General features: G+C 54.6%; 13 protein-coding genes. 4 read left to right on the plus strand and 9 right to left on the minus strand.

Annotation, left to right across the window (positions count from 1 at the left end; translation table 11 throughout):
• Nucleotides 1–59 precede the first annotated feature (59 nt).
• Entirely contained in the window at nt 60–236 is a 177-nt protein-coding gene (locus ACFOUO_RS05465; RefSeq protein ID WP_380702950.1) for a hypothetical protein, read from the minus strand.
• Between the two features lie 209 nt (nt 237–445).
• On the opposite strand from ACFOUO_RS05465, the gene ACFOUO_RS05470 reads away from it, so the two are divergent.
• From ACFOUO_RS05470 to pruA, 4 genes are all read left to right on the plus strand, one after another.
• Entirely contained in the window at nt 446–1,321 is an 876-nt protein-coding gene (locus ACFOUO_RS05470; protein ID WP_380702952.1) for an EamA family transporter, read from the plus strand.
• Between the two features lie 50 nt (nt 1,322–1,371).
• Nucleotides 1,372–1,800: a TlpA family protein disulfide reductase gene (locus tag ACFOUO_RS05475; RefSeq protein WP_380702954.1), complete on the plus strand. Its 429-nt coding sequence runs from the start codon at nt 1,372–1,374 to the stop codon at nt 1,798–1,800.
• Between the two features lie 40 nt (nt 1,801–1,840).
• Complete coding sequence (locus tag ACFOUO_RS05480) at nt 1,841–2,623, plus strand: undecaprenyl-diphosphate phosphatase (protein ID WP_380702956.1); 783 nt, start codon at nt 1,841–1,843, stop codon at nt 2,621–2,623.
• Nucleotides 2,624–2,829: 206 nt separating this feature from the next.
• Nucleotides 2,830–4,374, plus strand: coding sequence for an L-glutamate gamma-semialdehyde dehydrogenase (gene pruA, locus ACFOUO_RS05485; protein ID WP_380702958.1), 1,545 nt, complete (start codon nt 2,830–2,832; stop codon nt 4,372–4,374).
• Nucleotides 4,375–4,418: 44 nt separating this feature from the next.
• Here pruA and ACFOUO_RS05490 read toward each other — a convergent pair whose 3' ends face one another.
• The 8 genes from ACFOUO_RS05490 to ACFOUO_RS05525 form a co-directional block, all read right to left on the minus strand.
• Nucleotides 4,419–4,733 (minus strand): cytochrome C oxidase subunit IV family protein, encoded by a 315-nt coding sequence (locus tag ACFOUO_RS05490; protein ID WP_380702960.1) that lies wholly within the window; start codon nt 4,731–4,733, stop codon nt 4,419–4,421.
• Nucleotides 4,734–4,989: 256 nt separating this feature from the next.
• Nucleotides 4,990–6,231 carry a dihydrolipoamide acetyltransferase family protein gene (locus ACFOUO_RS05495; protein WP_380702962.1) on the minus strand — a complete coding sequence of 414 codons (1,242 nt, stop codon included), beginning with the start codon at nt 6,229–6,231 and terminating at the stop codon, nt 4,990–4,992.
• A gap of 13 nt (nt 6,232–6,244) precedes the next feature.
• Entirely contained in the window at nt 6,245–7,222 is a 978-nt protein-coding gene (locus tag ACFOUO_RS05500; RefSeq protein ID WP_380702964.1) for an alpha-ketoacid dehydrogenase subunit beta, read from the minus strand.
• The gene (pdhA, locus tag ACFOUO_RS05505) at nt 7,215–8,294 is read right to left on the minus strand and encodes a pyruvate dehydrogenase (acetyl-transferring) E1 component subunit alpha (protein ID WP_380702966.1); all 1,080 of its coding nucleotides are present in this window, start codon (nt 8,292–8,294) and stop codon (nt 7,215–7,217) included. Before pdhA ends, ACFOUO_RS05500 begins: the two co-directional genes overlap by 8 nt.
• 12 nt (nt 8,295–8,306) lie before the next feature.
• Entirely contained in the window at nt 8,307–9,476 is a 1,170-nt protein-coding gene (locus ACFOUO_RS05510; protein ID WP_380702968.1) for a Leu/Phe/Val dehydrogenase, read from the minus strand.
• A 171-nt stretch (nt 9,477–9,647) separates the two neighbouring features.
• A complete protein-coding gene (locus ACFOUO_RS05515) occupies nt 9,648–10,448 on the minus strand; it encodes an enoyl-CoA hydratase/isomerase family protein (RefSeq protein ID WP_380702971.1) in 801 nt (266 codons plus the stop codon).
• Between the two features lie 19 nt (nt 10,449–10,467).
• Nucleotides 10,468–11,241: an enoyl-CoA hydratase-related protein gene (locus tag ACFOUO_RS05520; RefSeq protein ID WP_380702973.1), complete on the minus strand. Its 774-nt coding sequence runs from the start codon at nt 11,239–11,241 to the stop codon at nt 10,468–10,470.
• A 428-nt stretch (nt 11,242–11,669) separates the two neighbouring features.
• Nucleotides 11,670–11,918 carry an AbrB/MazE/SpoVT family DNA-binding domain-containing protein gene (locus tag ACFOUO_RS05525; RefSeq protein ID WP_380702975.1) on the minus strand — a complete coding sequence of 83 codons (249 nt, stop codon included), beginning with the start codon at nt 11,916–11,918 and terminating at the stop codon, nt 11,670–11,672.
• Between the last annotated feature and the right edge of the window lie 89 nt (nt 11,919–12,007).

Raw genomic sequence — 12,007 nt, forward strand, 5'->3', positions numbered from 1 at the left:
TCATTCTACCATGGAAGTCTTGTCAAGTTGGAATATACCCGGAGCTTGTTCCCTCGCTGTTAAAGCCGCTTCAGTTGCTCACTGTAAGAAGTTCTCTCACCATGTTTCGTTTCCTGATCGTCGTCTGCTTTCACCCGGCTTTTCCCTTCGGTTACGGGACCTTCAGGAGTGGATTCAAAGGCCTGCTCCAACGGATCCATATGATCTGGGGTTCCTTTTCTACCTTTGCTCTCCATCTTGCCACCCCCCTTCCCGGATGCGATGGATATAGGGTGCATCCGGGAAGGGGGATTATTCAAAGGCATGTTTTTCCCAAGGGGGATTATGTATAAAAGGAGGGGCTTGACCTCCTAAAGACCGCATGGACGGAGCTATACGCTTGTGGTACGGTGAGCGTATCTGCCAAAAGCGTTGTATCTCCCTATCGGAAAGGGTTGAAAGGTTCATGTGGTTCATTTGGGCTCTTCTGAGCTCCGTCACTTTCGGGATGTCCGGCTTCCTGATGAAAGCGAGTTCCGTCCGCAAGGGTTCGGTTATCTATACCCTATGGGGGCTTTACCTGACAGGAACCCTGGGCTTCCTCATCTGGACACTCAAGGTGGGTGAATGGCGGTGGGATGGCCCCGTCCTGCTCGGTGGCCTGGTCGTGGGTCTCGGTTCAGCCGCAGGCAACTGGTTATTCATGTTAGCCCTGGAGAAAGGCCCGGCCAGCCTCACCTCCCCACTGGTCAATACCAATATCCTTCTGATCATTCTCTTTTCCGTCTTAGTTTATGGGGAGCGGCTGTCCGTCTTCGAATGGGCGGGAGTGCTGCTATTGATTCTGGCGGTCTTCTTGATTCCCATTGATCCTGATGAGAATTTAGCCGTCAAAAATAAGAAATGGGTGCTACTCGTTATCGCCGCCACCCTTTTCTTTACTTTCCGCAACGGGGGCCTCAAGGTAACCGATGAAAGAGGTCTGGCCGGGGAGGCTGTCCTCTTCTATGGCTATCTTTTCAGCTGGATCTGGATGACTGTAGCAGCCTGGCGCCGGCGCTCTCGACTTACCAACCCGTCGGGCTCTTCTGATTGCACTCCTCAGGGGATGCGAAGGGGCCTCTTTTGGGGGCTCGCCGCCGGGATATTCTCCTTCGTGGGGATGCAACTTTATGCCGTAGCCCTGATTGAGGGCCCCGCCAGCATCGTAGCCCCTTTATTTGCCACCAATAGTCTCGTAGTCGCCCTGTTGTCCATTCTCTTTTTCCGAGAGCGGCTATCTCGGGTGCAGAAACTCTCTCTTCTGTTTTTATTCTTGGGGCTGGTCCTCACCCGGATATAATCCCTTCATCCCATGTCTGTCACCTCAACAACCCTAAGGAGGTAATCCCCTTGGAACAAGAAACGGCTCCTCATTTCTGCCTTCCCTCTCTGGACGGAGAGACTGTCTGCCGAAAGGATCTGCTGGGAAAGGTGGTTCTCCTCTCCTTCTGGGTTACTTGGTGCCCTTCCTGTCAAGCCGACCTTCCCCAGAAAGAAGTCTTCGCCAGCTCCCTGGATGCGAACCGATTCGCCTTTTACACCGTCAACGTGACGGGACGGGAGGCGGACCCTGACCAAGTGCGACCTTTTATGCGGGAAAATGGGTATCGCTTCCCTGTCCTCCTGGATGACGGACGTTCTGTCTACGATGCTTTCGGGATCACCTCGGTACCGACCTCGATCTTGATCGATTCCCAAGGAAGAGTAGCCGGTCGATTCGACGAAACCGTTCCTTTCGTCCAGATCGTAGAGGAAATCGGTCGGCTTCTGCAACGATAAATCACCTTCCGTACTCCCACGGAAGAAGAGGAGGAACCCCATGGATTGGTTGGAAGCGTTCGTGTTGGGCATTGTCCAGGGGTTGACCGAATTTTTGCCCATCAGCAGCACCGGACACTTGTACTTGGGTCGACATTTGTTCGGCCTGGATGAAGCGGGGCTCTTTTTGGATACGATGCTTCATTTCGGCACCCTGTTCGCGGTTCTGGCTATTTATCGTCAGGAGATTATAGCGGTTGTCAGGGATCCCCTTGGGCCACTGGCTCGGTTGACCGTCGTGGGAACCATCCCGACGGTGATCATCGGTCTCTCATTTAAGGATTTTTTCGAAGAGGTCTCCACTACCGGTGTAACCATCGGCTGGGAGTTTCTCGCCACCGGTGTGATCCTCTGGTTGGCGGACACCGTGAAGGAACGGGGATACAAAGGGTTGGAATCAATCACCTATACCGACGCCCTCGTTATCGGCACTTTCCAAGGAGCCGCCATTCTGCCAGCCATTTCCCGGTCTGGTCTCACTATCGCCGCCGCTCTCTTCCGCGGGATCGACAAAGGAACCGCCGCCTATTTCTCCTTTTTTCTCTCCATTCCAGCGATTGCCGGAGCGCTTGTCCTATCAGCCGCCGATCTGGTAACCGGGCGAACGGAAGTACTCCCCCTTTCCTCCCTCCTCGTTGCTACTGCCATGTCCGCCCTGTTCGGCTACTTAGCAGTCCGCTGGATGATCCGTCTCCTCAAGCGAGGCTCACTCAAAGGGTTTGCGGTTTATGTATGGCTCCTCGGCCTGCTGGTACTCGGATTTCAGTGGACCGGATCCTTTTGATCCGCATGCTTAAAAGGCCCCGTTGCTAGCCGTTTCACCCGGATCCTTCTCCGACAAAGGGACTACGAAAAGAGGCAAGGATGTATATGAGAGAGAATAAGAGTGTATGCGCTTACTGAGTGAAGATAATCCCAGTTGACAATAGTCATACTGGTCTCGTCACAATAGAGTGAGGGCGAACTGTTATTCTAAGGAGGCATGTCTTCATGATCCCTTACGAACATGACGAATGGACCGATTTTTCTCTCCCGGAAAACCGGGAAGCGATGAAAGAGGGACTGTCCAAGATAAAAAGCGAACTGGGCCGTGAATTCCCCCTGATCATCGGCGGTGAACGGATCGAAACGGAAGACAAGCTGGTCTCTGTAAACCCTTATCGAAAAGACCAGGTAGTTGGAAAGGTTTCCAAAGCGGATAAGGAATTGGCCGAACGGGCGATGCAAAGTGCCCTGGAGACTTTTGAAACCTGGCGGAAATGGCCCGTCCACCTACGCGCGGATATTCTGTTTAAGGCGGCGGCCATCATCCGCCGGCGACGCCACGAGTTTTCCGCGGCCATGGTATACGAATCAGGGAAAAACTGGCTGGAAGCAGATGCTGACACGTCGGAAGCCGTCGACTTCCTGGAATACTATGGGCGCCAAATGCTTGAACTGGATCAGGGAAAAACCGTTATCTCACGCCTCAATGAAAAAAACGAGTATTTCTATAAGCCCATGGGCGTCGGCTTCATTGTTCCTCCCTGGAACTTCCCCTTCGCCATCATGGCCGGGACTACCGTTGCTGCACTGGTAACCGGGAACACCGCGCTGCTTAAACCCTCGGAGAAATCCCCCGTGGTGGCTGCCCGTTTCGTCGAGGTGCTGGAGGAAGCCGGGTTGCCGCCGGGGGTCCTTCAATTTATCCCCGGTGATCCTAAAGAAATCGGTGACTATATCGTCGATCATCCGAAATTGCGCTTCATTAACTTCACTGGTTCCAGGGCTACCGGCACCCGTATATACGAGCGGGCGGCCAAAGTCCACAAGGGACAGAAGTGGCTAAAACGGGTCGTAGCAGAGATGGGTGGAAAAGACACGATTATCGTGGATAAAGATGCAGACCTCGAATTGGCCGCCCGCTCCATCGTTTCCTCTGCCTTCGGATTCTCCGGCCAAAAATGTTCCGCCTGCTCCCGGGCCATTCTGCACCAGGATGTCTATGATCACGTACTGAATCGGGTGGTAGAGCTAACTGGTGAATTGAAGATAGGCGATCCCGCTGATCCCGATGTGGATATGGGACCCGTGATCGACGACATCCAATTTAACCGGATTAAGGAGTACATCGCCATCGGTAAACAGGAGGGTGACCTGCTTACCGGCGGTGAAACAGACGACTCCCAAGGCTTTATGGTCCAACCTACCATTATTGCCGGCGTAGAACCGGAAGCACGGATCATGCAGGAGGAAATATTCGGCCCCGTAGTTGCCGTCGCCAAGGGGAAAGACTTCGATGAGCTTCTGGCGATCGCCAACAATACGGAATACGGCCTAACCGGCGCTCTTCTCACCCGCAATCGGGAACACATTCAACGGGCACGGGAAGATTTTCACGTCGGCAACCTCTACTTCAACCGTGGTTGCACGGGTTCCATCGTCGGTCTGCAACCCTTCGGCGGATTCAACATGTCCGGTACGGATGCCAAAGCCGGCGGCCCGGATTACCTGCTCAATTTCCTGGAAGCAAAGACAACCTCAGAAGGCCTTTAACAAAAAAAGCCCCCCTTTCCTTTGACGGAAAGAGGGGCTTTTTTTCACACCCAGAACAGCATCGCCACAATGCAGGTAGCCGCTACAAAACAGCCTCCGCCCATAAACATAATCGCGTACTGGCTTCCTTTTTCTTTGAGATGCATAAAAGTGAAGAGTTGGAGAACTACCTGAAGAGCAGCCAGGATTAGGAGGACGGGCACCAGGTAACTCACAGGAATAGCCTTGGTGGACACCAGGACGAAAGCGGCTGCCGTCAGTAGGATCATCCATACGAAAGAGAGGAGATATTTTGCCTCTCCCGTGTAGCCATCAGGACGTTCGGTCTTCTCGACTGTCGACTTCTGAATCTGTGCCATCTTGTCCGCCTCCCCAAAAGTCGTAATTATACAATAATTATGAATGACCGAGATACCAACTGTCAATCTTTCACTTTTTTTGAAAAACAACCTCCTCCATGAGGCTGCTAACAAACCCCTTCCATAACCCTCTTTCATCCGTTTACCCAAAGTGAACAACTCTGACACCAACGGTGGCTTCTTGGATGGTTGAGCTCGTTACCCACTCAGAAAAAACGAAGCCAATGTCTATACAGACATCGACTTTGAAACCATCCTATTTTAGCTCTAAAAGCAGCTTCCCTGGATCAGCGGTGTAAGTGCCCACTGTCTGGGTTAACCGAATGGCGTCAGCTCCGTCGACAACCTGATGGTCAAAGGAAAGAGACACATTCATCCTCCACCCCTTGGCCAACTCCCCATCCTGGATGACAGGGCGTTCCTCCACAGGATGAAGAGCTAGAATGCCCACTTCAGGCGGGTTGATGATCGGCGTAGCCCACTTGCCCCCTAGGGACCCGGCGTTGCTGATGGTGAAGGTGCTCCCCTTCAACTCATCGGGGCGCAGCTCCCCTTCCCGTGCCCGGCGGGTCAGATCACCCAGCTTTTCCGCAATTTCACCGATGCTCTTCTTATCCACCTCTCGGATCACCGGCACCAGCAATCCCCGCGGAGTGTCAGCGGCAATGCCGAGATGGACGCTGCGGTAGCGACGAATCGTTTTTCTCCCGTTATCAAAATGAGCATTGAATCGCGGATGTTGCTGCAATGATCGTGCGACAATCTTTAATAGAATCGGTAGGTATCCGATTCGAGGCCCGTTGTCTCCCTGTTTCCACTTCCTTCGCCATGCGACCAACCCAGTGACGTCCAGTTCGTCAAAATGGGTCGCATGGGGTTTTTCCGTGACGGAAAGAAGCAAACGATCGGCGATGACACGTCGGGTTTTGGAAAGAGGCTCCTCTTGAACCTCTTCTTCCGAGGCTGTAACCTTCCTCGGCTCCTCCGACGGGTGAGAGTCCTTTTGGGACGACTCTCCCTGAACAAACTGCTTCACATCTTCCCTCATCACCCGTCCTTGAGGGCCGGTACCGATGATCGAGTGAATATCTACACCCAACTCCCGCGCGAACCGGCGGGTAGAAGGAGCAGCCAGTGCCCTGCGTCTACCGGTCGATACTGTTTCCCATTCCTTGTCAGCCGGTTCCCTGCTCATCAACCTGTTCTCTTGCCAACTGGAGTGATCAGCCGATTTCGTCAGGGAGGGTTCCGCTGGTGTGTCTCCACCTACGATTACAAGGAGTACTTCCCCGACAGGGACGGTCTCCCCTTCCTTCCAGCGGAGTTGTTCCACCCGGCCCGAAGCCGGAGCGGGGAGTTCCACCACGGCCTTGTCAGTCTGCACCTCAACAACAGGCTGATCCGCCGTCACTTCTTCTCCTTCATTCACCAACCAGCGCAAGACATCCGCTTCAGCTACGCCTTCTCCGACATCGGGCAATAGAAACTCAACGCTCATCGACTCCCCTCCCCTAACATGTCATGACGCTGTCCAAGGCTCTACCGACCCTCTCCACTCCAGGGCGGAAATGGTCCTCCAGGGCAAACATCGGAACCGGAACATCATAACCCGTCACTCGCATGATCGGAGCCTCCAACCACCAAAAGGCGTGTTCGTTAATCAAAGCAACGATTTCCCCGCCAAGCCCGGCGGTTTTTGGGGCTTCATGGACGATCACTGCCCGCCCGGTCTTTTTCACCGATTGGACAATGGTTTCTTCATCCAAGGGAGAAAGACTGCGCAGGTCGATCACATCACAGGAGATTCCCTTGTCCGACCAGGCTGCAGCTGCTTTTTCGGCTACGGGGACCATTGCCCCCCACGCGATCAGGGTGACATCCTCCCCTTCCCGTACCACACGAGCCTTCCCTAGAGGCGTTTGATATTCTCCCTCCGGCACTTCTTGCCGGAAGGAACGATAAATCTTCATCGGCTCCAGGAAAATGACCGGATCGGGATCCCGGATCGCCGCCAAGAGCATTCCTTTCGCATCATAAGGAGTCGCAGGAACAACTACCTTCAACCCTGGGGTATGGATAAAGAGGGATTCCGTGGAATCCGAGTGGAGTTCCGGGGCTCGAATCCCCCCCCCGTAAGGAACACGAATCACGATCGAAGCGGGATAATCTCCCTGTGTTCGGGTTCTTAGGCGAGCCGCATGGGTAACCAGCTGTTCAAAGGCGGGGTAGATGAAGCCCATGAACTGGATTTCCGCCACTGGTTTCAGACCGTTGATCGCCATGCCGATGGCGGCACCGGATATTCCCGCTTCCGCTAGGGGCGTATCGATCACTCGGTCATCGCCGAACGATTTCCAAAGCCCTTCGGTGGCCCGGAAGACGCCTCCGTTCTTCCCGACGTCTTCCCCCAGTACGATGACGGTCGGGTCTGTCTCCAGAGCAACCCGCAGCCCGTCATTGACCCCTTGTACCAGAGTCAGTTCAGCCATGAGTCTCCACCCCTCCTTCCAGCTCCCTCCGTTGGCGAATAAGACCCGGCGGTAACTCCTCATATACATGGTTGAATAAGTGGGTCGGCGGTGGGGCGGATGCCTGTTCCGCTTCCTTCACTGCCTGGTCGACAAGTTTCCGGCAGTGGCTTTCCCACTCTGCTTTCTTCTCTTCTTCCAGCATCCCTTGAGAGGACAATAGTGCTTCATAGCGGAGGATGGGATCCCGTTCCTTCACCCAGCTCTCCACCTCGGCTTCCTCCCTGTACCGGCTGGCGTCATCCGCCGTAGTATGGGACCCCTTGCGATAGGTGACGGCTTCGATCAGGGTGGCCCCTCCGCCTTTCCTCGCTCGTTTTACCGCCTCATCCATCGCATGGTAGACCGACAACACATCATTTCCGTCCACCCTTATCCCGTGAATGTTGTAGGCCGAGGCCCGTTCTGCCACTGTGGGGACAGCGGACTGGCGGGAAAAAGGAACACTGATGGCATACCCGTTGTTCTGACAGAAAAAGATGACAGGCAGCCGGAATACCCCTGCAAAGTTAAGTGCTTCGTGAAAATCCCCTTCGGAGGTGGCCCCGTCACCAAAATAGGCGACGGCTACGGAAGATTCTTTCTTCAGTTTTGCCGCCCAGGCTGCTCCCATGGCTTGAGGCATCTGGGTGGCGATGGGAACATAGGGCGGTAAAAGACGGACTCCCTTCGGTGCCCGGTTTCCTTCTACCCTTCCCATCCAGTAAAGCAGAATGTTTTTCAGGGGCATCCCAGCGATCATCGCCACCCCATGTTCCCGGTAGCTGGGGAAAATCCAGTCTTCCTTCGAAAGCGCCAGGGTGCTTCCAACCTGGGCCGCCTCCTGGCCTTCTAAAGGGGCATAAGTGCCGATTCTTCCTTGTCGTTGCAGGATGACGGAGCGGCGGTCAAAATGCCGAACCTTTACCATCCAACGGTGGAATTCCAGCTTCCGCTCTGTAGCGAGCCCTTCCCACATTCGCTGTCCCACTTCGGTTAACGACCCATCCTCCCGCAGGCAGCGTGACTCCAGTCGATCCAACTGTGTCAGCAAACGAGATCCCTCCTAGCGCCGTTCGAATCCGAGCAGGATCCGTTTCAGATCCGATACTTGACGCAGACGTTCCAGGACAAGCTGGTCGGCGGCACGGCAAGTGGGTAGATCTTCTTCCCGGGACAGTTGATAAATTTTGAGAAGCATATCGAAAATGGAACGGGTCTTCTCCATGACTCGCTCGTGATGATACCCGCTCAATTCATCGGCTACTTGGATCAGACCGCCGGCATTCACCAGATAATCTGGCGCATACAGAATCCCTCGTTCGTGTAGACGATCCCCATGAGCGTCTTCAGCCAACTGATTATTGGCTGAACCCACAATCGCTTGACAGGCGAGTTCATCCAGCGTGCGGTTATTCACCACACCGCCGATCGCACAAGGAGAAAAGATGTCGCAAGGCTTTCGATGAATCGTCTCCACATCCGCCGCTTCCACTGAACCGGGATACTTCTCCACCAGGGAACGAATCCGGTCCATGTGGACATCAGCGACAATTACCCGCGCCCCCTCTTCCACCAGCTGGGCCACGAGACGAGCACCCACTTTTCCAGCTCCCTGGATGGCGACTGTACGCCCTCCCAAGTCAGTAGAATTCCATAGGTGACGAGCTGTAGCCCGAAACCCCTGCATCACACCGTAAGCCGTAGGAATCGCCGTATCACCGCTTCCCCCGTGACTGACCGGAAGTCCGACAAAAGATTCCGACTCCCGGGCTGCATGGACGAAATCTTCCGGCATCGTCCCCATATCCGTCCCGGTGAAAAATCGTCCGTTCAACCCCCCGACGAAACGGCCGAAAGCACGGAACATCTCCGGACTCTTGTCCTCTTCGGGATGACCGATAATGACCGCTTTCCCGCCGCCGAAATCGACGTCCGCCAGCCCACATTTGTAAGTCATTCCCCGGGATAAGCGCAGCACATCCTTTAGGGCCTCATCTGTCGTCCGGTAGGGAGCCATTCGGCATCCTCCCAAGGCGGGGCCCATCGTTGTATCGTGGAGGGCAATGATCGACTTAAGGCCACTTCCTTCATGGCGGCAGAAAATGACTTGTTCATGGCCCGCTTCTTCCATCAACCGGAATACATCTTCCATGGTGGAACCCTGAACCGACTCCCGTAGATGAACCGCTTCCTCCGTATCCGTACAGGACTGCTGATTGTTTATAACTTTCATCGCCATCATCCTGTTCCTTAGAAGTTGAATAAAGACCGCCACCCTCCCGTTTTGGCCTTGAGTTTGGCGGTCCAAGGATGGGGTTGAAAATGAAAGCGAAAGCAGCAAAATTCCGTCGTCACAGTGTATGCCCCGGCCTAGAAGGCGTTACCTTCCCCCAGGGATACGAAGTCATCTCCCCTGATAGCGTGGCGGGCGTTTCTCCATGAAGGAGCGAATCCCTTCCCGGAAATCCTCCGTTCCCCCCGCGATCTCCTGCAACTGAGCCTCGTACTCCAAGGCTCCCTCCACATCCGTATCAATCCCGCGATAGAGCGACCGTTTAATAAGCCCGATCGCCCGGGTCGGCCCTTGAGCCAGCTTCTTCACAAACCGGAGGGATTCTTCCTGAAGGTGCTCATGAGGAACCAAACGGTTAGCCAGTCCGATCTGAACCGCCTCCTCCGCCTCTACGTCACGACCGGTAATCGCGAGTTCCATCGCTCGCCCGAAACCGACCAGACGGGGCAGGAAGTAACTGGACCCGCTATCTAAGCCAAGCCCGATCCGAACAAAGGCTTCCACGAATTTGGTGCGTTCGGAAACAATGCGCAAGTCACAAGCAAGAGCCAAGCTGCACCCCGCCCCGGCTGCGACTCCGTTGACGACGGCAATGATCGGCTTCTCCATCTCCGTTATGGCGCGGATCAAGGGGTTGTACCGTTTGCGAACGCTCTCACCGAGGGAGGGACGTTCTTTATCCAAGTCCGTCCGGTCATTGAGGTCCTGTCCTGAACAGAAGGCTTTACCCGAGCCGGTAAGAATGACGGCACGAACCTCCGGGTCCTTGGCCACCTTCTTCAGAGCTTCCAGGAGATCCTGGTTGAGTTGTTGGTTAAACGCGTTAAAGACCTCGGGGCGGTTTAGTGTGATGATCCCTACCCCGTCTTGCTTTTGAAGCGTTACGGTTTGGCCTGTTTGAGTCTGTCCCATCGTCGTTCCCTCCTTGCCCTCATTCCCCCCGGAAATGGGGACGCCGTTTTTCCATAAACGCCCGCATTCCTTCTTTCTGATCCTCCGTGGAGAAAAGGAAATAGAAAAGTTTTTGTTCATAATCCAATCCGTCAGCGATCGTCGTATCGAAAGCTTTCAAAACGGCTTCCTTAGCCAAGCGAAGGGCTATGGGAGCTTTGGCAGCCACTTCCCGGCACAATTTCATCGCTTCCAGTTCCAAGTTTTCTAACGGCACAATCCGGTTCACCAAACCAGCCTCCCAAGCTTCTCCCGCGCTAATCGGCCGTCCGGTCAGCACCATCTCCATCGCCCGGGCTTTGCCAACGGCTCGGGTAAGACGTTGGGTCCCGCCCGCCCCCGGCATGACGCCCAAGTTGATCTCGGGTTGTCCAAAGTGAGCCGTTTCTGCCGCCACGATCATGTCGCAGGCCATCGCCAATTCGCAACCACCGCCAAGGGCATATCCGGCCACTGCTGCCACGATCGGCTTATGAATGCGGCGGATCCGTTCCCACTGAGCAAATTGGTCGGACAACAACATCCGAACCGAGTCGGCATCCGCCATCTCCCCGATATCCGCCCCGGCAGCAAAAACACGGTCTCCACCAGTGATCAGGATACATCGAACTTCGGGGTTTTGGTCCATCCTCTCCAGGACTTCGGCCAGCTCCTCCACCAACGGGGTATGAAGCGCATTTAACACCTCGGGACGATGTAACCGGATTTTCCCTACCCTACCGTCCCAACTCACTTTCAAAAACCGGTGATCCAAACTCTCCTCTCCTCTCGGGCAGGCCTTAAAGCGCTTACATTTCCGACGCGTCAAAATAATCAATCCATTGGGATTCCAGCAACTATTTTATCAAAACAAGCGCTTGTTTGTCAGTGTTTTGCTTTAAAGCGGAAAACAAAAAGAAAAGCCCTTGCGGGCTTGAGCCTGGTGGCAAAAAGGCACTCCTGTGACAAGGATGCGGCCGATTTTCGGCGAAATCACTCTTTATGTACTCGAACCAGGATAAGCCGTGCCTTGGGTCGCTCTGCTCCCCGGTCACGCTATGCACTCGAACAGTACAAGTCGTGCCTTGGGTCGCTCTGCTCCCCGGTCACGCTATGCACTCGAACAGTACAAGTCGTGCCTGGGTCGCTCTGCTCCCCGGTCACGCTATGCCTCCAAGCGGGGAACCTTTGTAAGCCGCTTCCTTACGAGACGTGGCTTCGGGTCTCTTGCAGGCAGGTCTCGCAGATGATTTTCCCCTTGAAATAAAAGAGTTGGTCCGTCGAGTCGCAGAAAACACAGCTAGGATTATATTTTTGCAAAACGATCGCATCATTGTAGACAAAAATCTCCACGCCATCATGAGGGTTGATGTTCATCGTTTTTCTGAGTTCCTTAGGAAGGACGATCCGGCCCAGGTGGTCCACTTTCCGCACGATTCCGATCCCTCTCATCCACGCATCCCCCACTCTCGAATTGGTCAAACCAACGGGAGGGTGTCGATAGGCCAACTGAAGGGAGGCGAGATCAGAGCCATAACGTT

This window comes from Salinithrix halophila, from assembly GCF_042650125.1.
GTDB lineage: Bacteria > Bacillota > Bacilli > Thermoactinomycetales > DSM-45169 > Salinithrix > Salinithrix halophila.

What these genes read in the sequence shown, in the direction of transcription:
- ACFOUO_RS05495 (WP_380702962.1), bottom strand. Translation starts at nt 6,231, where the DNA reads ATGAGCGTTGAGTTTCTATTGCCCGATGTCGGAGAAGGCGTAGCTGAA.
- ACFOUO_RS05500 (WP_380702964.1), bottom strand. Translation starts at nt 7,222, where the DNA reads ATGGCTGAACTGACTCTGGTACAAGGGGTCAATGACGGGCTGCGGGTT.
- ACFOUO_RS05525 (WP_380702975.1), bottom strand. Translation starts at nt 11,918, where the DNA reads ATGAGAGGGATCGGAATCGTGCGGAAAGTGGACCACCTGGGCCGGATC.
- pruA (WP_380702958.1), top strand. Translation starts at nt 2,830, where the DNA reads ATGATCCCTTACGAACATGACGAATGGACCGATTTTTCTCTCCCGGAA.
- ACFOUO_RS05470 (WP_380702952.1), top strand. Translation starts at nt 446, where the DNA reads ATGTGGTTCATTTGGGCTCTTCTGAGCTCCGTCACTTTCGGGATGTCC.
- ACFOUO_RS05490 (WP_380702960.1), bottom strand. Translation starts at nt 4,733, where the DNA reads ATGGCACAGATTCAGAAGTCGACAGTCGAGAAGACCGAACGTCCTGAT.
- ACFOUO_RS05465 (WP_380702950.1), bottom strand. Translation starts at nt 236, where the DNA reads ATGGAGAGCAAAGGTAGAAAAGGAACCCCAGATCATATGGATCCGTTG.
- ACFOUO_RS05515 (WP_380702971.1), bottom strand. Translation starts at nt 10,448, where the DNA reads ATGGGACAGACTCAAACAGGCCAAACCGTAACGCTTCAAAAGCAAGAC.
- ACFOUO_RS05510 (WP_380702968.1), bottom strand. Translation starts at nt 9,476, where the DNA reads ATGAAAGTTATAAACAATCAGCAGTCCTGTACGGATACGGAGGAAGCG.
- ACFOUO_RS05480 (WP_380702956.1), top strand. Translation starts at nt 1,841, where the DNA reads ATGGATTGGTTGGAAGCGTTCGTGTTGGGCATTGTCCAGGGGTTGACC.